Source organism: Nocardiopsis sp. L17-MgMaSL7 (genome assembly GCF_003182025.1).
Classification (GTDB): domain Bacteria; phylum Actinomycetota; class Actinomycetes; order Streptosporangiales; family Streptosporangiaceae; genus Nocardiopsis; species Nocardiopsis prasina.
The window spans coordinates 1-22,522 of record NZ_QGTF01000026.1 but is presented as its reverse complement, the minus strand read 5'-3'; the positions used below and the strand labels follow the sequence as shown (position 1 = coordinate 22,522).

Annotated in this window: 22 protein-coding genes; 16 read left to right on the top strand and 6 right to left on the bottom strand. The window is 72.2% G+C overall.

Translation table 11 applies throughout. The features are described 5' to 3' along the window. Positions 1-120: 120 nt before the first annotated feature. Positions 121-1,227: a succinyldiaminopimelate transaminase gene (dapC, locus tag BDW27_RS26545; RefSeq protein ID WP_110052433.1), complete on the top strand. Its 1,107-nt coding sequence runs from the start codon at positions 121-123 to the stop codon at positions 1,225-1,227. 258 nt (positions 1,228-1,485) lie between these two features. Here the strand turns inward: dapC and BDW27_RS26540 are convergent, their stop codons facing one another. After that, positions 1,486-2,373: a hypothetical protein gene (locus BDW27_RS26540; protein WP_017542179.1), complete on the bottom strand. Its 888-nt coding sequence runs from the start codon at positions 2,371-2,373 to the stop codon at positions 1,486-1,488. Positions 2,374-2,693: 320 nt separating this feature from the next. Between BDW27_RS26540 and BDW27_RS26535 the strand changes: the two genes are divergently transcribed. The 3 genes from BDW27_RS26535 (at position 2,694) to BDW27_RS26525 (ending at position 5,659) form a co-directional block, all read left to right on the top strand. Further along, positions 2,694-3,530, top strand: coding sequence for a 2,3,4,5-tetrahydropyridine-2,6-dicarboxylate N-succinyltransferase (locus tag BDW27_RS26535; RefSeq protein ID WP_017542178.1), 837 nt, complete (start codon positions 2,694-2,696; stop codon positions 3,528-3,530). A 142-nt stretch (positions 3,531-3,672) separates the two neighbouring features. Further along, the gene (gene dapE / locus BDW27_RS26530) at positions 3,673-4,737 is read left to right on the top strand and encodes a succinyl-diaminopimelate desuccinylase (RefSeq protein ID WP_026128837.1); all 1,065 of its coding nucleotides are present in this window, start codon (positions 3,673-3,675) and stop codon (positions 4,735-4,737) included. Positions 4,738-4,882: 145 nt separating this feature from the next. Beyond that, the gene (locus tag BDW27_RS26525; RefSeq protein WP_193374193.1) at positions 4,883-5,659 is read left to right on the top strand and encodes a TIGR00730 family Rossman fold protein; all 777 of its coding nucleotides are present in this window, start codon (positions 4,883-4,885) and stop codon (positions 5,657-5,659) included. Positions 5,660-5,714: 55 nt separating this feature from the next. On the opposite strand, the gene BDW27_RS26520 is transcribed toward BDW27_RS26525, so the two are convergent. Continuing rightward, positions 5,715-6,158 (bottom strand): hypothetical protein, encoded by a 444-nt coding sequence (locus BDW27_RS26520; RefSeq protein WP_110052431.1) that lies wholly within the window; start codon positions 6,156-6,158, stop codon positions 5,715-5,717. Between the two features lie 62 nt (positions 6,159-6,220). On the opposite strand from BDW27_RS26520, the gene BDW27_RS26515 reads away from it, so the two are divergent. From BDW27_RS26515 to BDW27_RS26500, 4 genes are all read left to right on the top strand, one after another. After that, positions 6,221-6,823, top strand: a complete 603-nt coding sequence (locus BDW27_RS26515) for a hypothetical protein (protein WP_199560777.1) — start codon at positions 6,221-6,223, stop codon at positions 6,821-6,823. 175 nt (positions 6,824-6,998) lie between these two features. Further along, positions 6,999-7,583: a hypothetical protein gene (locus tag BDW27_RS26510; protein WP_110052428.1), complete on the top strand. Its 585-nt coding sequence runs from the start codon at positions 6,999-7,001 to the stop codon at positions 7,581-7,583. 354 nt (positions 7,584-7,937) lie between these two features. Further along, the gene (locus tag BDW27_RS26505) at positions 7,938-8,105 is read left to right on the top strand and encodes a DUF3117 domain-containing protein (protein WP_017542172.1); all 168 of its coding nucleotides are present in this window, start codon (positions 7,938-7,940) and stop codon (positions 8,103-8,105) included. Between the two features lie 110 nt (positions 8,106-8,215). After that, complete coding sequence (locus BDW27_RS26500) at positions 8,216-9,706, top strand: leucyl aminopeptidase (protein ID WP_110052426.1); 1,491 nt, start codon at positions 8,216-8,218, stop codon at positions 9,704-9,706. A gap of 121 nt (positions 9,707-9,827) precedes the next feature. Here BDW27_RS26500 and BDW27_RS26495 read toward each other — a convergent pair whose 3' ends face one another. Beyond that, a complete protein-coding gene (locus BDW27_RS26495; RefSeq protein ID WP_017542170.1) occupies positions 9,828-10,418 on the bottom strand; it encodes an O-methyltransferase in 591 nt (196 codons plus the stop codon). Positions 10,419-10,736: 318 nt separating this feature from the next. On the opposite strand from BDW27_RS26495, the gene sigE reads away from it, so the two are divergent. The 4 genes from sigE to BDW27_RS26475 all read left to right on the top strand — a co-directional run bounded on the left by sigE (position 10,737) and on the right by BDW27_RS26475 (position 14,901). Next, positions 10,737-11,375 (top strand): RNA polymerase sigma factor SigE, encoded by a 639-nt coding sequence (gene sigE, locus BDW27_RS26490; protein ID WP_049578218.1) that lies wholly within the window; start codon positions 10,737-10,739, stop codon positions 11,373-11,375. Next, positions 11,372-12,175, top strand: coding sequence for an anti-sigma factor (locus BDW27_RS26485; RefSeq protein WP_233515948.1), 804 nt, complete (start codon positions 11,372-11,374; stop codon positions 12,173-12,175). Before sigE ends, BDW27_RS26485 begins: the two co-directional genes overlap by 4 nt. Further along, on the top strand, positions 12,172-13,245 hold the full coding sequence (locus BDW27_RS26480) for a sigma-E factor regulatory protein RseB domain-containing protein (RefSeq protein ID WP_026128835.1): 1,074 nt from the start codon (positions 12,172-12,174) through the stop codon (positions 13,243-13,245). The genes BDW27_RS26485 and BDW27_RS26480 overlap by 4 nt, the downstream gene beginning before the upstream one ends. Positions 13,246-13,542: 297 nt before the next feature. Next, the gene (locus BDW27_RS26475; protein ID WP_233515947.1) at positions 13,543-14,901 is read left to right on the top strand and encodes a S1C family serine protease; all 1,359 of its coding nucleotides are present in this window, start codon (positions 13,543-13,545) and stop codon (positions 14,899-14,901) included. A 108-nt stretch (positions 14,902-15,009) separates the two neighbouring features. On the opposite strand, the gene BDW27_RS26470 is transcribed toward BDW27_RS26475, so the two are convergent. Then, positions 15,010-16,149 (bottom strand): Mrp/NBP35 family ATP-binding protein, encoded by a 1,140-nt coding sequence (locus tag BDW27_RS26470; protein ID WP_017542166.1) that lies wholly within the window; start codon positions 16,147-16,149, stop codon positions 15,010-15,012. 405 nt (positions 16,150-16,554) lie between these two features. On the opposite strand from BDW27_RS26470, the gene BDW27_RS26465 reads away from it, so the two are divergent. Beyond that, positions 16,555-17,556 carry a CPBP family intramembrane glutamic endopeptidase gene (locus BDW27_RS26465; RefSeq protein ID WP_110052425.1) on the top strand — a complete coding sequence of 334 codons (1,002 nt, stop codon included), beginning with the start codon at positions 16,555-16,557 and terminating at the stop codon, positions 17,554-17,556. On the opposite strand, the gene BDW27_RS26460 is transcribed toward BDW27_RS26465, so the two are convergent. Beyond that, a complete protein-coding gene (locus BDW27_RS26460; RefSeq protein WP_017542165.1) occupies positions 17,547-18,023 on the bottom strand; it encodes a GtrA family protein in 477 nt (158 codons plus the stop codon). The two genes, BDW27_RS26465 and BDW27_RS26460, sit on opposite strands and share 10 nt — an antisense overlap. Before the next feature lie 193 nt (positions 18,024-18,216). Here BDW27_RS26460 and BDW27_RS26455 point away from each other — a divergent pair, with 193 nt between their 5' ends. Together BDW27_RS26455 and purE are read left to right on the top strand one after the other, a co-directional pair. Next, positions 18,217-19,374 (top strand): 5-(carboxyamino)imidazole ribonucleotide synthase, encoded by a 1,158-nt coding sequence (locus BDW27_RS26455; RefSeq protein ID WP_110052423.1) that lies wholly within the window; start codon positions 18,217-18,219, stop codon positions 19,372-19,374. Continuing rightward, on the top strand, positions 19,371-19,904 hold the full coding sequence (gene purE, locus BDW27_RS26450) for a 5-(carboxyamino)imidazole ribonucleotide mutase (protein WP_017542163.1): 534 nt from the start codon (positions 19,371-19,373) through the stop codon (positions 19,902-19,904). The genes BDW27_RS26455 and purE overlap by 4 nt, the downstream gene beginning before the upstream one ends. 33 nt (positions 19,905-19,937) lie before the next feature. On the opposite strand, the gene BDW27_RS26445 is transcribed toward purE, so the two are convergent. Then, entirely contained in the window at positions 19,938-20,507 is a 570-nt protein-coding gene (locus BDW27_RS26445; protein ID WP_110052421.1) for a TetR/AcrR family transcriptional regulator, read from the bottom strand. 69 nt (positions 20,508-20,576) lie between these two features. On the opposite strand from BDW27_RS26445, the gene BDW27_RS26440 reads away from it, so the two are divergent. Continuing rightward, a complete protein-coding gene (locus BDW27_RS26440) occupies positions 20,577-22,097 on the top strand; it encodes an MFS transporter (RefSeq protein WP_110052420.1) in 1,521 nt (506 codons plus the stop codon). Positions 22,098-22,522 lie beyond the last annotated feature (425 nt).

Genomic DNA, 22,522 nt, shown 5'->3' with positions numbered 1-22,522 from the left:
CAGAGGTCGCGTCGCCGACGTGACGTGTCGCGCCGACCCCACCCGGGGTCGGCGCGACGCTGTTGTGTGGGGGCCCGACCGAGACCTGAACGGCCCGAGAACCGAATGGAGAGTGCACCGATGGGTGAACGTCGACCGGTGACCGATCGGCTTCCGACCTTCCCGTGGGACCGGCTGACGCCGTACAAGAGAACGGCCGCCGCCCACCCGGACGGGATCGTCGACCTCTCGGTCGGCACGCCCGTGGACCCGGTGCCCGCGAACCTGCGCGCGGCCCTCGCCGACGCCTCCGACTCGCCCGGCTACCCGCTGACCTGGGGCACGCCCGAGCTGCGCGCGTCCATCCAGGGTTGGTTGGAGCGCCGCCACGACGTGCGGGTCGCCGACGGCGCGGTCCTGCCCACGGTCGGCTCCAAGGAACTGGTGGCCTGGCTGCCCACGCTGCTCGGCCTGGGCCCCGGTGACACCGTCGTCCTCCCCGAGCTGGCGTACCCGACCTACGACGCGGGCGTGCGCATCGCCGGGGCCACCCCGGTCGCCTCGGACAGCCTCACCGCCCTCGGCCCGGCCGAGGTCAAGCTGCTGTGGGTCAACTCGCCCGCCAACCCCACCGGTCGCGTGCTCGGCGCCGACCACCTGCGCAAGGTGGTCGAGTGGGCGCGTGAGCGGGGCACGATCGTCGCCTCCGACGAGTGCTACCTGGACCTCGGCTGGGACGCGGAGCCGGTCTCGATCCTGCACCCGGACGTGTGCGGCGGCTCCCACGAGAACCTCCTCGCGGTCCACTCGCTGTCCAAGCGCTCCAACCTCGCGGGGTACCGCGGAGCCTTCGTCGCGGGCGACCCCGACCTGGTCGCCGAACTCCTCTCCCTGCGCAAGCACGCGGGCATGATCGTCCCCGCTCCCGTCCAGGCGGCCATGAGGGCCGCGCTGGACGACGACGCGCACGCCGCCGAGCAGAAGGAGCGCTACCGGGCCCGACGCACGCGCCTCCGTGCGGCCTTCGAGGGCGCCGGGTGGAGCGTCGAGCACTCGAACGCGGGTCTGTACCTGTGGGCCAGCCACCCCGACCACGACTCGTGGGGCGCGGTCCGGACACTGGCCGAGCGCGGTGTGCTGGTGGCCCCCGGTGCCTTCTACGGGCCGACCGGCGAGCGCCACGTCCGCGTGGCCTTCACCGCCACCGACGAGCGGGTGGAGGCGGCGGCCAAGCGCCTGGCCGAGTGAGCGTCGGCGGTGTGGTCCGGGGCCGTCGCCTCCGGACCGCGCCGCCGCGCCGCGTCCGTGTGGGGTTCACGGCCGGTACCGCAGGACCACCCGGTGTCTTCGCGGTCGCCGTCCAGCGAGGCTGGATGGGCCTGGAGCGGCTCGGGGACCGGCGTTCCGCGGCTTGGCTCAGTGCCCACCCGGTCGCCGTTTCGAGGAGGCCCGGACCGGGCTCGGACCGGCCCCGTGCCTCCTACGGGACCGCTCCGCGCCGACCGCCTACCTCAGGACGACGCGGCCGCCCGTGTCCTGGCTGGCGTCCTCGATCTCCGTCCAGTCCTGCGCCCCGTCCATGCCGTCCGAGGCCCGCCACCGCTGGTCCCCGTACGACACCGACGTGATCCCGTACTCCTCGGCGTGCACGACGGCCCACAGGGACATCGCCCACCCCAGGTCACCGGTCTGCCCCTCGCCGCCCTCCGGGACGGGGAGCTCCGCCGGGTCGGTACCGAACACCCGGGCCATCTCGTCCTCGGCCCCGGCGATGTCGGCGTCCCCCGCCCGCATCGAGTCCAGGGTCTCCTCGTCGAACCAGCAGGTCACCGTGGCCCCACGGGCTCCGGTGAGGGAATCGGCCATGTCGGCGGACAGGTCCTCGTGCTGGTCGTAGGCGAACCCGTGCGCGCTGCGCTGCACCCGCTGGGCGGCCTCGTAGACGGGCAGGTCCTCCCACCCGTTCACCTCCACCAGCTCGTCGTAGAACGACCGGCTGGAGAACACCGGGTCCAGGATCTCCTCCGGGTCGCCCCACTCCTGTGACGGCCGCTGCTGGAACAGGCCCAGCGAGTCCCGGTCCCCGTACTCCACGTTGTAGAACGTGGACTCCTGCCACACCGTCGCGAACGCCACCGTGACCGCCTCCTCGGGCAGGTCGCGGCTGAAGGCCACGCCGCCCACGGTCGCCGCGTTCATGGCCTGGGTGATCTCCATGTCGTAGCGTCCCTCGGCGAGTGCCAGACGGCATCCCGGGTCGGGCCGTTCGCGCGTGTCCAGCGGCTCGAAGTTGGTCATCACGTAGTAACCCCCGGCCACGAACAGTCCGCAGACGAAGGTGAGGATGAGGAGGATCTTGGCGAACGCGGAGAACGTCCTGCGTTTACTGGGCACGGGCGAACCAAGGGTCGGCGACGGGTGGAGCGCACCGGTCGCGGACCCGGGGGAGGGGCCGAGGCGGTGTGCTGGGCGCGCCGGGCACCTGTCGGAGGCGGGCCCCGGACGGGCCTCGGCGAAATTGTAGTCGGCGCCGGGAACAGTCAACGGGAACTCTCGCGGGGCGGGTGTTCCGTCCTCGCGGCCCCGGCCCGGTCCTCCCGCGCCACCCGCCGGACCCGTCCGCGCGGCGTCCGTGAGACGAGTGGCCAAGGGCTCATCCCGAGCGGGCGGGGCGCAGACCACCCACCCCGGACGAGCGGCTAACGTGGGTTCACATGACCAGCTCGTACACCAGTCCGCTGCCCGACCAGATCGACGAACTCTGGGAGCGGCGCTCCGAACTGACCCCCGACCACTCCGAGGCGCGCCGCGTCATCACCGGCGCCATCGACCTGATCGACGAGGGCAAGGCCCGTGTGGCCTTCGTCGACCCCGCCACGGACGACGTGGTGGTCGACGAGCGCGCCAAGCGCTCCATCCTCCTCGGCTTCAAGGTCCTGGACATGAAGGAGTCGCACGTCGGCGACTTCTACCACCACGACCGCATGCCGCTGAAGACCCGCTTCGACGGGGTCCGCGTCGTCGCGGGCGCCATCGCCCGCTGGGGTTCCTTCCTCGCCCCGGGCGTCGTGCTCATGCCGTCCTTCACCAACATCGGCGCCTACGTCGGCTCCGGCACCATGGTCGACACCTGGGCCACGGTCGGCTCCTGCGCGCAGATCGGTGAGAACGTCCACCTCTCCGGCGGCGTGGGCGTCGGCGGCGTCCTGGAGCCGCCGCAGGCCTCCCCGGTGATCATCGAGGACGACGCCTTCCTGGGCTCGCGCAGCATGGTCGTCGAGGGCGCCCGCGTCCGCAAGGGCGCCAAGCTCGGAGCGGGCACCATCCTCACCTCCTCCACGCGCGTCTTCGACGCCGAGACGGGCGAGGAACTGGCCCGCGGCGAGGCCCCGGCCTGGTCGGTGTGCGTCACCGCCAACCGGACCAAGAGCTTCCCCGGCGGCGACTTCGGCATGCCGGTCCTGCTGGTGCTCAAGCGTCTGGAGGAGGGGCAGGAGCACGACAAGCTCGCCCTGAACGACCTCCTGCGCGAGCACGGCGTCAACGCCTAGGCTCCCGCGCCGGGGCGCGCGTCGCCGCGCCCGCGCACCCACGTCCGGGGCGTCCTCCCAACCGGGGAGGGCGCCCCGCCGTTGTTCTAGGGTGGCCATGCGCGCGACCCACCCACTCACCTCACCGAAACGGGGCGACACCATGCTGGACCTGACCTCGGACGTGGCGGACCTGACCGCCGCCCTCGTGGACATCCGTTCCGAGAGCGGGGACGAGAGGGTCCTCGCCGACGCGGTCGAGAACGCCCTGTCGGACCTGGCCCATCTCACCGTGACCAGGGACGGCGACGCCGTCGTGGCCCGCACGGACCTGGGCCGGGACCGCCGCGTCGTGGTCGCCGGTCACCTCGACACCGTGCCGATCGTGGACAACGTCCCCTCGCACGTGGACGGCGACCGCCTCTACGGCTGCGGCACCACCGACATGAAGTCCGGCGTGGCCGTCCAGCTCAAGCTGGCCGCGCTGGTCACCGAGCCGGTCCACGACGTCACCTACGTCTTCTACGACAACGAGGAGGTGGACGCGGTCCGCAACGGCCTCCTCCGCCTCAGCCGGAACCACCCGGAGTGGCTGGCCGGAGACTTCGCGATCCTCATGGAGCCCACCGACGGCGTCATCGAGGGCGGCTGCCAGGGCACCATGCGCGTGGACGTCGCGGCCTACGGCAAGCGGGCGCACAGCGCGCGTTCCTGGAAGGGCGAGAACGCCATCCACAAGGCGGGCGCGATCCTGGACGTGCTGCGCGCCTACACCCCCCGCCAGCCCGAGGTGGAGGGCCTGACCTTCCACGAGGGCCTGAACGCGGTGTTCGTCGAGGGCGGCGTGGCCGGGAACGTCATCCCGGACGAGTGCGTGGTCCGGGTGAACTACCGGTACGCCCCGGACCGCTCCCCGGCCGACGCCGAGGCCCACCTGCGCGAGGTGTTCGAGGGCTTCGACGTGACGGTCACCGACTCCTCCGCCCCGGCCCGCCCCGGCCTGGACGACCCCTCGGCCGCGGCCTTCGTCACCGCCGTGGGCGAGGGACAGGCCCGGGCCAAGCTGGGCTGGACCGACGTCTCCCGCTTCTCCGAGCTCGGCGTGCCCGCGGTCAACTACGGCCCCGGCGACCCGATGCTCGCCCACACGCGCGACGAGTACGCCAGCATCGCGCAGATCCGCGAGGCCGAGGAGCGCATGGTCGCCTGGCTCACCGGTCGGCGCTGACCCCTCCCGGGCCCCGTCCCGCTCGCCCCGAAGCCGCCCGTCAGGCGCTCCCGTCCTGGTGGGCGGCCTCGTGTCCGCTACCGGTCACCGGAGCGACATGCGTCGTTCGGGTGTGGGCTGGCCACGGATGGATAGCTTTACGGGCATGACGGAAGAAGAGAACGTGAGGCGTGCCGGACCGCTCACCTACCGCGGCCGCGCTATCCCCGACACCACCACCGACCAACGGCTCCTCGACAGGCGCGGCCCCACGGACTGGGTGCACACCGACCCCTGGCGCGTGCTGCGCATCCAGTCGGAGTTCGTGGAGGGCTTCGGCCTGCTGTCCGAGCTGCCCTCCGCGGTGAGTGTCTTCGGTTCGGCGCGGATCAAGCCCGGGACCGAGTTCTACGATCTCGGGGTCGAGGTCGGGGCCAAGCTCGCCGAGGCCGGGTACGCCACGATCACCGGCGGCGGCCCCGGCATGATGGAGGCGGCCAACAAGGGCGCCCAGCGGGCGGGCGGGCTCTCCGTGGGCCTGGGCATCGAGCTCCCGTTCGAGCAGTCGCTCAACCCCTACATCGACATGGGGATGACCTTCCGGTACTTCTTCGTCCGTAAGACGATGTTCGTGAAGTACTCGCAGGCCTTCGTGGTGCTGCCCGGCGGGTTCGGGACGCTCGACGAGCTGTTCGAGGCGATCACCCTCGTCCAGACCAAGAAGATCACCCGGTTCCCCGTGGTGCTGGTCGGCACCGAGTTCTGGGGCGGTCTGCGCGGCTGGGTGGAGGACAGCCTGCTCAAGCACGGGCTGATCAGGGACAAGGACATGGAGCTCCTGCACGTGACCGACGACCCGGACGAGGCCGTGCGGATCGTCCAGCACGCGCACCTGTACCTGGAGAACAAGTTCGAACGCGGTGAGGCGGGCCCGGCGAGCTAGGCCGCCCCGCCGGGGCTCCGGGGGTCGGTCGCGGCCCGGTGCTCCCGGGCCCGGTTCAGGCGAGTCCCCTGCGCACGGCTGCGGGCGTACGCTCGCCGCGCACCGAGGCGACCATGTCCAGGGCCCGCCCCACCCGCTCCGGGTGGTCGGTCACGAACACGCGTGCCCCCGCCCAGGCGTACACGGTCGCCAGGGCCACCTCCTCGGCCGCCGCGACCGGGACCGCGCCAGCGATCCCGGGCGGGGCCGGGGGCAGGTCCGTGCGCGGCCCCTCGCCGTCCGGCCGCGTGCAGCGGACCAGGACCGCGTGCCCCTCCGCGACGAGCGCCGCGACCCGGGCGGCGGACGGCCGGTGACCGGCGTCCACCGTCCAGGGGGCGTCGCCGCCCACCGCCGCGCCGCCCACCGCCGCGCCGCCCTCGGCGGAGGCTGCGGGGACCCCCGTCACGGCGCCGGGTGCGGTCTGCGTGGTCAGGACTCGGAAAGGTGCGTTCGACACCCGCCGAGTCTCCCATGCCCGGCGTTCCCTGGGGGGTACGGCGGTGTGGCACGATCGGTCCCGTGCCTTTCTTCATCTTGATCCTGGTCGCCGCCGCCGCGCTCGCCGTCCTCGTGGGCGTGGTCTTCGTCGTGCTCGGCAAGGGCGGGCAGCTCGCCCGGTTCGAGGCCGACTTCCCCCCGCTGGACCTGCCGGAGGGGCGCCCGGTGGGCTCCCGTGACCTGGCCGGTCTCCTCGTCCCCCTGTCCATGTGGGGTTACCACGTGCGCGCGGTCGACGAACTGCTGGTGCGGCTCACGGGCACTCTTCGCGAGCGTGAGGAGCGGATCGAGGACCTGGAGTGGCGGCTGGCCCGTCTGGACCCGTCCTACGTCCCCCGGGGCACCGGACCGCGACCGGGCGCGTACCTGCCCGGCCAGGACGAACTCGACGGGTACGCGGACCAGGACAGGGATCCGATCGAGAGAGTGACCCTCGTCCCGGCGCCCGACGCGACGGTCGAGACCGACACCCGCGCGGACGACGCGCCCGCGGACCCCGCTCCGGAGACCGTCTCGGGTTCCACCCCCGAACCGACCCCCGAAACCTCCCCCGATTCAGTGACCGAAACCGTCCCCGAGGGCGACGACGCGTCGGTCGGCGGGCGAGGCGACGACCGAGGCTGACCCCACCTGGACGCCCGGCGGGGCCCCGGCGCGCCCGGGCCGTCTATGCCGTGCATCACATCCGTCTTGTCGTTCTTGGTCGGATGTGGTGGGTTCGGGTGATCTATTCTCGGTCGCTGTACATGCGTACCCCCTGCTCCGCCGGAGCGGGCGGACCGTCGTGAGGATGGCGAGGATGGACACAGCACCCGAACTCCGGGCGGGCTCCGAGGACGGACCCGGGAACTCCGCGACCCCGGTGCGCCAGATGTCCCTCTGGCCGCCGCCCCGTTCGACCAGGCACACCGGCAGGCGCCGCCGCCAGTTCGCCAGGACGGCCGTGACCCTGGCCGCGCTCCTCCTGGTCGGTGGCGGGGGCTTCGTGGCCTGGTCCCACCTGGACGGGGCCCGCGAGGACACCGTCACCACCATGTCCGACCCCGACGAGTTCGTGGGGGCCTGGTCAGGGCGCATGAGCCAGGTCGACACGGACGGGCGGCCCGTCGCCGAGTGGGACGCCGAGGTGCGGATCGAGGAGGGCGCCGAGCGCGGCAGCACCGCCTGGACCACCTTCTTCTGCTCCGGGACCCTCGAGCTGTCGGCACGCGACGGCGACCGGCTCGTGTACGCGTACACCGAGACCTCCGACCCCGACGACCGCTGCGTCGACGAGTCGGAGCTGACCCTCTGGCCCGCCTCCGAGGGCGGCCGCCTCAACGCCGAGTGGTCCTCCGTCACCCGGGAGGGGACGCGGATGCTCTCCACCGGCCTGCTGGACTGACGGGTCCGGACGGGGCCCGGACGGGCCCGTGCCGCGGCCCGGAACGCCCGGTGTGGAGGCGGCTCGGCCCCTCGCGGACCGCGCGGGTTTCGGTCGAGACCGATATAACCTTACTGACCAACGATTCCTCGCCGGTGGGCGCTCACGGAGGTGCCCCGGCTGTCGCCTGGCGCACACCCAGGGGTCAACCTCCGAGATAATGGTCGAAGAGTGATTCCCGACCCCTAAGCCACACGGGCGCGAGTCACACGGAACCGGCCGACGGCTCCGGAGCCGACACGTCCCAGCGGACCGGCGTCGGTGCTGTGGGTCGGCCCCGGCCACCTGCGAGGAACACCTAGAAAGGGGAATGGCATGGCGGCGATGAAGCCGAGGACCAGCGACGGGCCGATGGAGGTCACCAAGGAGGGTCGCGGCATCATCATGCGGGTCCCGCTTGAGGGCGGCGGCCGTCTGGTCGTGGAGCTCACGCCGGACGAGGCGACGGAGCTCCGGGACGCGCTTCGGGGTGTCGTCGGCTGACCGGACAAGAATCGTCCCCCACCTGGGCCGGAACGCCCTGATGACCCCCGAGGTTCCACACCTCCCACCTGCGTGAACCTCCCCACAGAGTGAACGATTGTGAGCGGCCTGTGCCATTCGCCACGGAGATCCACCCCGTACCGGGGACCCTCGCCGAATCCACCGCGGACCTGCTGGTCCTCCCCGTACTCGCGGGCGAGGAAGGCCCCGAGGCGGTCGAAGGGGTCACCGACGGTGGACTGACACAGGTCCTTCCCTCGCCGCTCGCGGACCTGTTCGCGCACTACGCGCTCACCGGCAAGCCCGGTGAGCTCTCCCAGTTCCCGGTGTCCCGGGACGGGGGCCTGGTCCGCCTGGCCCTTCTCGGAGTCGGATCGGGTGGCCCCGCCGACCTCCGGAAGGCCGGCGCCGCCCTCTCCCGGGCCGCACGGGGCAACGAGCGCGTCGCCCTGGCCTGGCCCGGCGCCGACGACGAGGCCGCCACGGCCTTCGCCGAGGGTGCCCTGCTCGCCTCCTACACCTTCACGTACAAGACCGCCGAACCCCCGAGGTCCCAGCGCCCCGCGCCGGTGATCAACGTGGTCGGAGACGTCACCACCCTGGACGGTCCCCTGGCCCTGGGAACCACCCTGGCCACGGCGACCGCCCTGGCCCGGGACCTGATCAACACCCCCTCGTTGGCCAAGGACCCGGAGTGGATGGCCACCCGCGCACGCGAGACGGCCGACGGGGCCGGGCTCGGTGTGCGGGTGTGGAACGAGAAGGAGCTGGGGGACGAGGGGTTCGGCGCCATCCTCGGTGTCGGCCAGGGCTCCTCCCGCCCGCCCCGGCTGGTCCAGCTGTCCTACACGCCGGAGAACCCCACCGAGCACGTGGTGCTGGTCGGCAAGGGCATCACGTTCGACACCGGCGGGCTCTCGCTCAAGCCCAACGACAACATGAAGCTCATGAAGACCGACATGAGCGGTGCGGCGATCGTGCTGGCCGTCCTGTCGGCGCTGGCGTCCGTGGGCGCGGGTGTCCGGGTCACCGGTCTGCTCGCCCTGGCGGAGAACGCCTTCTCGGGTGACGCCACCCGCATCGGAGACGTGCTGACCACCTACACGGGCCGGACCGTCGAGGTGCTCAACTCCGACGCCGAGGGCCGTCTGGTCCTGGCGGATGCCATGGGCTACGCCAGCACCAACCTCGAACCGGACGTGCTGGTGGACGTCGCCACCCTGACCGGTGCCGCCAAGCTGGCGCTGGGCACCGGTATCGGGGCGCTCTACAGCACCGACGACACGGTCGCCGCGCAGATCGAGGCCGCCGGCGGCGAGTCGGGCGAGCCGCTGTGGCGGATGCCGCTCACCGAGGACTACGTCCCCACCACCGGTTCCCGGGTGGCGGACCTGGCCAACATCGGCACCCGGGGCGGTGACTTCGGTCCGGCCGGTGCCACCGACGCCGCCCTGTTCCTGCGCGAGTTCACCGGCGGCCTGCCCTGGGCCCACCTGGACATCGCCGGTCCGGGCCGGTCCATGCAGGAGAGCGGACTGCTCACCAAGGGCGGCACGGCCTTCGCCACCCGGACCCTGCTCCGCTGGCTCGCCGCCAGGTAGTGACCCGGCCGGTACCGAAACGGCCACGGGCCCGGGCGGAACACCCCCTCCGTCCGGGCCCGGCGCGCGTGCGCGCTCGGGCGACCGCCCGAACGCGGCTCCGCCTCCCACGGTCCGCCCCCTAGGGGCGGATGGCGGCGAGCAGCCCCTCGCCGACCGGGACCAGCAGGGGGATGAACGCCTCGTCCTCGCGCATCCGCTGCATCACCTCGCGGACCGCGGTCTCCCCGGGGTCCGGGACCCGCAGCGGGCTGTCCGGTTCGGAGGGGGCCGTCAGCACGTTGTTGAACACCACCACCCCGCCCGGACGCAGCAGCCGAAGCGCCTCCTCCAGGTACGCGGGGTAGGAGGCCTGGTCGGCGTCGACCGACACCATGTCGTACCCGCCGTCGGTCAGCCGCGGCAGCACGTCCAGCGCCGTCCCCCGGATCAGTCGGGCCCGGCCCGCGCCGAACCCCGAGCGGGAGAAGGCGGAGCGCGCGTAGTCCTGGTAGGCGGCGTTGACGTCCACGGTCGTCAGGATGCCCTCCCGGGCCATCCCCCGCAGCAGCCAGATCCCCGACGTCCCGCATCCCGTGCCGATCTCCACCACCGAACGGGCGCCGATGGCGGCGGTGAGGAACCGCAGCGCGGCCCCCGTCGCGGCGTCCACGGGCGAGGCCGAGGCCCGTACGCCCGCGTCGTAGGCGTCCGCCAGAGGTCCGTCCCCCATGGCGGACTCCTCGAACCGAGCCTGCTCGGTCCGGACCCACGCGGTCCGGGCGACGCTCTCTTCTGCGCTGATGACGGCCTCCCAAGCACTGCTGAATGTCGTGGCCAGGCGCTCTGACCGGGGGATCGTCACCCACCGTAGAATGGTGGTCGCGGCCAGGTATGTCCCTGGGCAAAAGACTAGCCTGAACCGGCCGGAACTCCGAGTGTGGCGGCGGGAACTTAATCGGCTCCCTCCGGCGTTGAATCGGGATGAACGCACGTTGATCGCCACGAAGTGAACACCCCCTACCTGTCCTCGCGTGGTGGACTCAGCGGGATGAAGGGAGCAGCGGTGCCAGAGACCGGCCCTGCCGTCGAGTTCGAGGCATGGGAACCCCCGAGCTGGGAAGAGGTCGTGCGCGTCCACTCGCCGCGCGTCTACCGGCTGGCCTATCGCCTCACCGGGAACAAGCACGACGCCGAGGACCTCACCCAGGAGGTCTTCATCCGTGTGTTCCGCTCCCTCGCCAACTACACCCCCGGCACCTTCGAGGGGTGGCTGCACCGCATCACCACCAACCTCTTCCTGGACATGGCCCGGCGCAAGGCCCGCATCCGCTTCGAGGGGCTGGCCGACAACGCCGACGAGCGTCTGGAGGGCCGCGAGCCCTCGCCGGCCCAGCGCTACGACGACCGGCACTTCGACGCCGACGTCCAGAGCGCCCTGGACGCCCTGCCCGCCGAGTTCCGCGCCCCCGTCGTGCTCTGTGACATCGAGGGGCTCTCCTACGAGGAGATCGCCGCCACGCTCGACGTCAAGCTGGGCACCGTCCGCAGCCGGATCCACCGGGGCCGCGCCCAGCTGCGCCGCGCCCTGGAGCACCGCAGGTCCCTGGCGGCCGCGAACGGGGCCCAGGGGGGCACCGAGGGGTCCGACGGCGCCACTGCCAACGTGATGCACGGGGAGGCGGAATGAGCATGGACCACCTCGGGGAGCGCCTCTCGGCGCTCATCGACGGGGAGCTGGGCGCCGCCGACCACGAGCGCGCCCTCATCCACCTGGCCAAGTGCGAGTCGTGCCGTTTCGAGGCCGACATGATGCGCAGACTCAAGCGCAGGCTCACCGGGCTCGGCGAACCCGAACCCGACATGGACTTCATGGGGCGCCTGTTGTCCCAGCCGGGCCTGGGCCGTCCCGGCGGCCCCGGCACGGGGTCACGTGATCGGGGTGATCGCGGCCCCTTGGACCCGCCGCCGACCGGCCCTTTCGGGTCCAGCCCCCCGCTGGGGCACTCCCGACCCCTGGGTGGCTTTCCCACGGGCGGACCCCTGATGGCGGGCGCGGGCCGACCGGCCTACCCGAGCGAACCGCTGCGCCGGGGCGAGGGATCGCGCACCGCACCGGAGACCGCGTCGCCCGCCCAGCAGAGGACCCCACCGCGCACCCAGCCGGAGCGGTACGTCCCGCCCCGCCCCGAACCCCGGGGCGGCGACCGGTTCTCCGGCCTGCTGCCGCACTTCTCCGGCGGACGCTACGCGGTCGCGGGGCTGGCGGTGGCGACGGCGCTCCTGGGGAGCGCGTTCGTCGCGGGCGGTGAGGGCGAGGACACCCCGGTGGTGGAGCCCCACCTGGCCGACTTCGCGGTCGAGCACGCCGTGACCAGCCGCCAGATACCGGTGGTGGAGCCGCTGCCCGCGGAACAGCCGCCGTTCGAGCCCCTGCCCGTCGCGGCCGAGGGACAGCCGCCCTCGACCTCGACCGAAACGACCCGGTGAGGTCTGGCGGACCCTCCTCTGGACCGAACTCCGCTCCCGCCTCCGTCGCCGCCGCGCTGATGTGCGCCCTCGTGCTCACCGGTGCGGTGCACCCGGACGCCACCTCGGTCCCGGCCGAGGGTGAGGACGACGGCATGGCGGTGCTGCACCGCGCCTCCGACGCGCACGGCAGGGTGGCCTACACCGGCGTGCGCGAGGTGCGCGGACCGGAGGGCGAGGACCGGGACGGGGTGGACCTTCGCGTGGTCAACCGCCCGAGCTCCGGACTGGCCATGTCCCCGCTGGGGGAGGAGGACGAGGAGTCGGCCTTCGTCGTGCTGGCCTCCTCCGCCCTGGAGTCCCTCGACGAACGCCTGCTGGTCGTGCTCGAGGACACCTACCAGGTGGTGGACGCGGGCAGGGAGAGCCTCGACGGCCGCCCGGCCCATCTGGTGGAGGCGCTGCGCGCGGACTCCACCGTGGCCGGACGGTTCTGGGTGGACACCGAGACCCATCTCCTCCTGGGGCACGCGGTGTACGACCGCTCCGGCGCGGAGGCGTTCAGCAGCCACCTCACCGATCTCAGCCTGGGGGAGGGCGCCTGGCCGGACGAGGCCCTCGGGGACTCTCCCTGGGGCGACGCCCTCGACGGCGGGGAACGGCGTGAGCTGCGTGAGGCGGGCTGGACGCTGCCCGAACACCTCACCTGGGACCTCAGGCTGGTCGACACCCGCTCCAAACGCTACGGGGAACGCCGGGTCGTGCACGCCGTCTACTCGGACGGACTCTCCCAGGTCTCGGTCTTCGTCCAGCGTGGCAAGCTGGGAACGGAACATCCCTCCACACTTGGTAACGGATACACCGGAACCGGAACGGGGGGTGGTGGCGTCACAACAGGGCACGACACGATCTTCGGCGGGGACGTGGGCCAGTACCAGAGCGTGTGGCAGGCGAACGGTTTCGTCTACACGGTCCTGGCCGACGCCCCCGCGGACCTGGCCTCCTCGGCGGTGGCCGCGTTGCCAGGCCCCGAGGACTCCGGCTTCTGGGCCAGGGTGCTGCGAGGTCTGTCCCGGCTGGGCCTGCTGTAGGGGCCCGGCCGACCGGCGCGGCGCGTGCCGGGACCGATAGCCGAGCGACAAACGGAGCAGGTCTTGAGCCAGGACAACGACCGTTCGGAACCCGCCGAGGGGTGGGCCCCGCCGAACGGTGGCGTACCCCAGCGGGGCGCGCCGGACGCACCAGCCCCGGGGCCAGCCGAACCCCCGCGGCCCCCCACCGGCGCGTGGATCGCCCCGCCCCATCCCCAGGGAGGCCAACCTCCCCAGCCCGATCGGCCCGTGAACCCGGGCGGCGCCCAGGGTTCGCCCCCCGGCACCGGAGACGCCATGCACCCCCAGCCCTCCCCGTCCGGAGACCACCCGGGCCAGGGCCCGGCCGCCCCGCAGGGGCAACCGCAGCAGCAGCCCCACGCGCCCCACCAGGGGCAGGGGCAACCGCAGCAGCAGCCCCAGCCCGCACAGGGGGCCCAGCCCTCGCAGGCCGCCCCCCAGGCGCAGGCCACCGGGCAGGGCCACCCGAACCACGGCCACTTCGCCGTGCCGCCCGGGCCCCCGGCCCAGTACGCCCAGCTCGCAGCCGACCCCGCGGCGGCCCCTCGCAGACGCGGCGTCCCGGCCTGGGCCGCGCTGAGCGGGATGCTGGTCGTCGCCCTCATCGCGGGCGGCGCGGGCGGTCTCGCTGGCGGCCTGCTCGGCTCCGGGCGACAGGCCGCGCCCGAGTCAGACCAGGGCCCCACCATCAACGAACCGCCGCCCGAGGCGCCCGACCGCGACCCCGACACCATCGCGGGCGTGGCCCAGCGAGTCAGCCCGAGCGTGGTCTCCCTGCGCAGCGCGGGCGGGCGCGTGGGGTCGGGCGGTTCCGGTTTCGTCATCGACGGCGACTACGTGGTCACCAACGACCACGTCTCCTCGCCGCTGGAGGAGGACGGGATCGTGATCGAGTACAGCGACGGCAGCAACAGCCTGGCCACCGTGGTCGGATCCGACCCCAGCTCCGACCTCGCCGTGCTGGAGCTGGAGGACCCCAACGACGTCGAGCCGCTGGAGTTCGGCGACTCGGACGTGGCGGTCGTCGGTGACGAGGTCATCGCGATCGGCGCCCCGCTGGGCCTGGACGGGACGGTCACTCAGGGCATCATCAGCGCCAAGGAACGGCCGGTCAGCTCCGACGAGGGCGAGAGCCAGTTCTTCGCCCTCCAGACCGACGCCGCCATCAACCCCGGCAACTCGGGCGGACCGCTCGTGGACGTCCAGGGGCGGGTCATCGGCGTCAACTCGATGATCGCCACCATGGGCGGCGGGTTCATGGGCGAGCAGACGGGCGGCAGCATCGGCCTCGGCTTCGCCATCCCCTCCACGGAGGCTGAGGAGGTCGTCAACCGGATGATCGACCACGGCGAGACCACCTACGCCGAACTCGGCGTCACCTTCGACCAGGGCAGCTCGGTGATCGGCGCGGTCATCGCCGACGGATCCGGCTCCGTCGAGAGCGGCGGCGCCGCCGACGAGGCAGGGTTGGAACCGGGCGACGTGATCGTCACCTTCGACGGCCGCAGGGTCAACTCCCACGGCGAACTCCAGGCCATGGTGCGCGACCGTGCCCCCGGGGACGAGGTCGAGCTGGAGTACGAGCGCGACGGCGAGCGGGAGACCGTCACCGTCACCCTCGGCCCCAGCGACTGACCGACCCGGCCCCGCGCCCGCCCCGAGCAACACGACGGCCCCCGAATCCCAGCGGATTCGGGGGCCGTACGCGTGTCTTCCAGCCGACCCGCGAGTGCGGTCGGGTCGTCAGCGTCCGGCGGGGGAGATGCCCAGCTGCATCCCGGCCAGCCCGCGCGGCTTGCCGACCAGCTTCTCGGCGATCGAGACGATCACCTTGCTGGCCTCGGTCTCGGGGTGGGTCAGGACCAGCGGCTGGCCCTCGTCGCCGCCCTCACGCAGACGGGTGTCCAGCGGCACCTGCCCCATGAGCGGGATCTCGGCGCCGAGGGTCTTCGTGAGCGCGTCGGCGACCGTCTGGCCACCGCCCTGGCCGAAGAGGTGGATCGGCTCGCCGCCGTCCTCCGGCTGGTAGTAGGACATGTTCTCGATGACACCGGCGATGCGCTGGTGCGTCTGGGCGGTGATCGCGCCCGCGCGCTCGGCGACCTCGGCGGCAGCCTGCTGCGGCGTGGTGACCACGATCAGCTCGGCGGCCGGGAGGAGCTGGGCGACGGAGATGGCGATGTCGCCGGTGCCCGGGGGCAGGTCCATCAGCAGGACGTCCAGGTCACCCCAGAAGACGTCGGAGAGGAACTGCTGGAGGGCGCGGTGCAGCATCGGGCCGCGCCACACCACCGGGGTGTTGCCCTCGGTGAACATGCCCACCGAGATGACCTTGATGTCGTGGGCGGTCGGCGGGAGGATCATGTCCTCGACCTTGGTCGGGAAGTCCGACGCACCGAGCATGCGCGGCACCGAGTGGCCGTAGATGTCGGCGTCGACGACGCCCACCTTGTGACCCTGGGCCGCGAGCGCGGCGGCGAGGTTCACGGTGACGGACGACTTGCCGACACCGCCCTTGCCCGAGGCGACCGCGTAGACCTTGGTGAGGGAGTTCGGCTTGGCGAAGGGGATCTCCTTCTCCGCCTGGCCGCCGCGGAGCTTGGTCTGGAGCTCCTTGCGCTGTTCCTCGTTCATGACGTCGAGCTCGACGGTGACCTTCGTGACGCCGGCGACCTTGGTCACCGCTCCCGTCACGTCCTTCTCGATGCGCCCCTTCATCGGGCACCCGGCCACCGTGAGGTAGATACCGACGTGCACGGCACCGTCGTCGTCGATCCCGACGCTCTTGACCATGCCGAGGTCGGTGATGGGACGGTGGATCTCCGGGTCTTGCACCGTGGCCAGGGCTTCGTGGACCTGCTCGGTGGTTGGTGTGGAGGACATGTACTCAATCGTAGGTCAGCGGGACGGGGTCTTGGCCTGAGGTGTCGCTCGCGTTGACCGCCCGCAGGACCACTTTCTCCAACAGGGGAGGGGTGGTCCGCTATTCCGTTTCCCCGGGGCTTCGCGGCTTCTGTCCCTCACTGTGACCAGGCGATAACGGCGTGGCCTTAACGCAGGCGATACATGCCCGGATAGTAGTCTCAGCGCACGATGGGAAATGTGCCGCCACCGCCTGGTTCGTCCTGGCCCGCCGCGCCTGAGGGGCCGGAGGGGCAGACTTCTGGTGGGCACACCCAGGAACAGACCTGGGCATGGCCGCCGGGCGGCGCGCGACAGACCCCGCCCGGGGGACACCCCGCCCTGACCCCGGACCCGTCGGTGTGGGCGTGGCCGCCACCGCGTCCCGTGCGGACGAACCTCTTCGCCTGCGCGGAGATCCCGGAGGGTGAGTCCTATCACAGGCTCGCCCGGACCCCGAGGTTCCGTTGGTGGGTGCCGCCGCTGGCGCTCCTGGTCTTCGCCGTCCTGTTGTTCTTCCTGTGGGTCGGTGTGGTGGTCGTGATGACCATCGTGGCGATCCTCGGCGGCAGCGGTCTGGCCCCCGACTCGGTCCGGGTGGGGGAGATCGCCGGACTGGCCTTCGGGCTGGCGGCGATCGCCCTGCTCGCACCCGTCACACTCTTCGTGGCGCGCGTCGTGCAGTGGCGCAGACCCGGCTCCCTGATCTCGGTCACCGGGCGCATGCGCTGGCGCTGGCTGGCCCGCTGCGTGCTGGTGGTCGCCGTCCCCGTCACCGCGGGCACGGCGCTGCTCCTGGCGCTCATGGGGGAGGGTCCCGCGGACCCGCCGATCACCGTCGACTACGGAACCGCCGAGGTCCTCGCGGCCGCGCTCCTCGTGATCGTGCTGCTGGTGCCGCTCCAGTCCGTGGCCGAGGAGATGACGCTGCGCGGGATGGTCATGCAGCTCGTCGGCTCGCTGGGATCGCCCGACGGCGACTCCGCGTTCTCCAGGGTGCTGCGCTCACCGTGGCCCGCCGTGCTGGCGGGCGGCACCCTGTTCGCCGCCCTGTACGCGGCCACCCACCCGGGGGACCTGTGGAACACGGCGGCGCTGGCCGTGCTCGGTCTGGGTATGGCCTGGGTGACCTGGCGCACCGGCGGCCTGGAGGCCGCGATCGGTCTGCACGTGGTCAACAGCCTCGTCCAGTTCGGCCTGTGCGCCGTGGAGGGCCGCCTGGCCGACGTGGGCACCGGCATGGTGCTCGGCGGGGGCCTGCCCCTGGGGACCAACACCCCGATGACCCTGGTCCTGGCCCTGGTGCAGGTGGGCCTCTACCTGCTCCTGGTCACCGCCATGGCCCGCCGCCACGGAGTCCGCCGCCGCAGCGTCACCACTCAGGTCTGAGCCCGCGCGACCCCGTCGTCCTCGGCGTCCGGAACCGGATCGGGCGGGAACACCCAGGTCCGGTAGGCGAAGAAGCGGAACAGCGTGCCCAGGCCCACGCCCACCACGTTGCCGGAGACGTTCTGCGCCAGGGTGCTGTCCAGACCGAGCACGTACAGCGAGAAGGCCTGGCACCCCACCTGGATGAGCATCCCCACGCCGTTCATCACCAGGAACAGGAAGGTCTCCCGGCCGAGGCCGGTACGGGCCCGGTCGTTGAAGGTCCAGAACCGGTTGCCCACGAAGGCCACCGCGATGGCGCACGAGGTGCCCGCCACCTGCCCCGTCATCGACCCCATGCCGCTCGCCCACAGCAGGTTCGTCGCGGCCAGCTGCACGACGTAGGCGATCGCGCCGACGGAGCCGAACTTGCCGACCTCGGAGGCCAGACGGGCCAGCCTGGGACGACGGGAGAGGAACTCGCGCATGGCCTGCGCCCTCCGGGTTGTGGGGGTCACTGCGGCGGGGGAGTGGGTCCTGGGGGCGGCACGCCCGCACGCCCTAGACTCTATCCGGGGCCTTCGGGACACCCCGGCCGCGGGTTCCGAGCCGAACGGCCAGGTTCCGCCGTGCGCGGGGCCGCCCCGCATCCGCGGTTGACGAGCATTGAGTTGAGGAACTGTGAGCGAGCGTAACCGCATCGTCCCCCGAGTGGGAATGGTGGGCGGAGGCCAACTCTCCCGGATGACCCACCAGGCGGGCATCGGACTGGGAGTGGACTTCTCCGTCCTGGCCGCCGGTCCCAAGGACAGCGCGGCCCTGGTCTGCGGCGACGTCACCCTGGGCGACGACCGTGGCCTCGACGACGTCCTGGCCTTCGCCAAGGCCAACGACGTGGTCACCTTCGACCACGAGCACGTGCCCGAACCCGTTCTGCGGGCCGTGGAGGAGGCGGGCGGGCTGCTGCGGCCGGGCCGCGACGCCCTCCGCTTCGCCCAGGACAAGCTGCGCATGCGTACCCGCATGGCCGAGCTGGACGCGCCCTCACCGCGCTGGCGGGCGGTGACCACCCTCGAACAGGTCACCGGGTTCGCCGTGGACACCGGATGGCCGGTCGTCCTCAAGGCCGCGCGCGGAGGCTACGACGGCAAGGGCGTGTGGGTCGTCGACGGCCCCGAGGAGGCCCGCGAGGTCGTCGACCGCGCCGCAGCAGAGGACGTCCCGCTGCTTGTGGAGGAGAAGGTGGACTTCTCCCGCGAACTCGCCGTCCAGGTGGCGCGTTCCCCGCACGGGCAGGTCGCCGTCTACCCCGTGGTGGAGACCGTCCAGCGCGGCGGGATCTGCCACGAGGTGATCGCCCCCGCGCCGGGCCTGCCCGAGGACAGGGCCCTGCGCGCCCAGAAGCTGGCCATCGAGATCGCGCACGCCCTGGACGTCACCGGGGTGCTCGCCGTGGAGCTGTTCGAGACCGCCGACGACGTGGTCGTCAACGAGCTGGCCATGCGTCCGCACAACTCGGGCCACTGGAGCATCGAGGGCGCCCGCACGTCCCAGTTCGAGCAGCACCTGCGCGCGGTCCTGAACCTGCCCCTGGGCTCACCGCGTACCAACGCCCCCTACACCGTCATGGCCAACCTGCTGGGCGGCGAGGACCCCGAGGTCTACCGCCGCTACCTGCACGTGATGGCCAAGGACCCCGAGGTGAAGGTGCACTTCTACGGCAAGGACGTGCGTCCGGGCCGCAAGATCGGGCACGTCACCGTGATGGGCGACGACTACCAGGACCTGCTGGAGCGCGCCCGCGACGCCGCTTCCTACCTGCGAGGAGACCAGAAGTGACCGACAGCAAGCCCGTGGTGGGCATCGTGATGGGGTCCGACTCCGACTGGCCGGTGATGCGCGACGCCGCCGAGGCGCTCACGGAGTTCGGGGTCCCCTTCGAGGCCGACGTGGTCTCCGCCCACCGCATGCCGCACGAGATGATCTCCTACGGTTCGGAGGCCGCCGGCCGGGGGCTGAAGGTGATCATCGCCGGCGCGGGCGGGGCCGCCCACCTGCCGGGGATGCTGGCCTCGGTGACCACGCTGCCCGTGATCGGCGTTCCGGTACCGCTCAAGTACCTTGACGGGATGGACTCGCTGCTGTCCATCGTGCAGATGCCCGCCGGGGTCCCGGTGGCCACCGTGGCGGTGGGCGCGGCCCGCAACGCCGGCCTGCTGGCCGTGCGCCAGCTCGCCGCGCACGACCCGGAGCTGGCCGAGCGCATGGCCGCCTTCCAGCAGGAGCTCAAGGAACAGGCGCACGCCAAGGGCGAGCGGCTGCGCCGAGAGGTGGCCGACGGCGGCCGGACTATGGGCTTCGGCCGATAGGAGGCCCGGGTCCCGGTGAGCCCCGGGACCCGGTCAGTCGTCCGCCAGGAGGGTGCCCAGACCCTCCATCGCCTGGTCCACGGTGGGCAGCATGTCGGGGTCGACGAGGTACTGGAGCACGTACCCGGTGACCATGTTGTGGATCATCGAACCCAGCCCCGCGACGGTACCGGCGCCCACCTGGTCGGAGGGCACGCCCAGGACCAGGGCGGCCAGCTCGCGGCGGCCCTCGCGCATGCCGTCCCGGAGCGCCGTACGCACGCCCTCGTCGAATTGGGCCTGCGCGTAGGCCTGGACGCTCGCCACCATGAGGTCGCGCTGCTCGGGAAGGGTGTCGAACAGTGCGGTGACCAGCAGTCGGGCCCGTTCCTCGGGGCTGTCGGTGGCGGCCGTGCGGACGGCCCTCTCGAAGGTGTCCCCCCACTCGCTCGTCGCCTCGATCACGGCGGTGTTCATCAGGTTGTCCTTGGACCCGAAGTGGTATCCGATGGACGCCAGGTGCGCGCCGGAGGCGGCCGCGATGTCCCGGGCGGTGGTCTTGGTGTAGCCCTTGTCGACCAGGCACTTCTTCGCGCCCGCCAGCAGATCCTCACGTTGGCTCATACCTCCAGCCTAACATTTTGACGTACGTACATATTGATCGCACTTTTGAACGGACGTACGATCAGAGTCATGCGTACCCCACCACGCGCCACCGGCCGCACCTGGCTCGGACTGGCGCTGCTCCTCATCCCCGCGCTGCTGGTCTCCATGGACCTCTCGGTGCTCTTCGTCGCCGCGCCCGCCATCTCCCGGGACCTCGACCCCACCGGCACCCAGTGGCTGTGGATGATGGACGTCTACGGTTTCGTCCTGGCCGGACTGCTGCTCACCATGGGCGCGCTCGGCGACCGGATCGGCCGTAAGCGGCTCCTGCTCGGCGGAGCCGTGGCCTTCGGCGCGGCCTCGGTCCTCCTCGCCCTCGCGCCCACCCCGGAACTGTTCATCGTGGGACGCGCCCTGCTCGGGGTAGGCGGGGCCACTCTGGCCCCGTCCACGTTCTCCCTGATCCGCGCGATGTTCACCGACCCCGGCCAGCGCCGCGCCGCGATCGGACTGTGGACCGTCGCCTTCACCGGGGGTGCCGTCATCGGCCCGATCATCGGCGGGGTCCTGCTGGAGTTCCTCCCGTGGGGGTCGGTCTTCCTGATCAACCTGCCGTTCATGCTCGTGCTGCTCCTGGTGGCACCCCTCCTGCTCCCCGAGTCCCGCAACCCGTCCGGGGCCGCCTTCGACCTGGTCGGCGCAGCCACCTCCCTGGTAGCGATCCTCGGCCTGGTCCACGCCGCCAAGCGCCTTGTCGGCCACGGCCCGGACGCCCCCGCCCTGACCGCCTTCGCCATCGGTACCGCCGCCCTCGTCGCCTTCGTGGTCTGCCAACGAGGTGCGCGGAACCCGCTCGTCGACCTCTCCCTGTTCATCCGGCCCGCCCTCACCGCGTCGGTGACCAGCAACGCCGTGGTGTCCTTCGCCGCCGCCGGACTGGGCCTGCTGACCTTCACGTTCCTCCAGGTCGTACACGGCCTCAGCCCCCTCGTGGCGGCCTTGTACGCCCTCCCCACGATTCTCGGGACCGCTCTGGGGGCCACACTCGCCGGAGTGCTTGCAGACAGGGTCCGCCCCGCCGTACTCATGGCCCTGGGCCTGGCCACCGGGGCGACCGGCTTCACCGTCGTCGGTCTCAGCGACGGCGTTCTGCCCTTCCTGGCCGGGTACGTCGTGGTCACCCTGGGCATCGGCGCGGTGGCCACCCTGGCGAACACGCTGATCCTGGCCACCGCGCCGCCCGAACGCGCCGGGGCCGCCGCCGGTCTCTCCGAGACCAGCACCGAACTGGGCGCCGCCCTGGGAATCGCCACTCTGGGCACCATCGCCACGTCCGTCTACCGCAGCGGCATGCGGGAGCTCCCCGAGGCGGGCGAGGCCGCCCGGGAGACCGTCGCGGGGGCCGCGACGACCGCAGCCCACCTCCCCGCAGCCGAGGCCCGCACCCTCCTGGACACCGCCTTCGTTGCCTACTCCACGGGTGTCACCGCCGCGGCCCTGAGTGGTGCCGCGGTCCTCGCGGCGGTCACCCTCCTGGCCCTGGTCGCGCTCAGGAACCTCCCCGCCGGAAGCGAGGCGCCCGAGCGAGGTGAGCCCGTCCGTCCGTGAGCCCGCGATGCCCGCACGGTTGTCAGGTAGGTCATGTGGCCGGTTTCGGCCAGCCCGACGTTCGGGCTCCCCTCGGGTTCCTTCATGCCGTTGACCTCCTGTGATCCTTGGTAAGGGTCTGCGAGGCCCGGGACGCGGTTCCGTGGAGTGTCACCGGGTTCCGGGAGTATCGGAACCGTGGGTGTTCGCGGTGCGACTCACCCAACGGAGCCAGCAGCAGACGTGCGCGGCCGGATGTGGAGAGGCAGGACCGTGAAGTTCGAGTTCACCCCCGATCAGGACTCATCCCCTGAACCGAACCCCGACCAGAAAGGCGTCCTTGACGTCCCGCGTCCGACGGTGCGTATCGCGGCGGCCGCTGAGCAGATGCACACCCGTGCCCGCTTCGATTTCCACCGGCTCAACACGGCCCTGAACCGGATGCA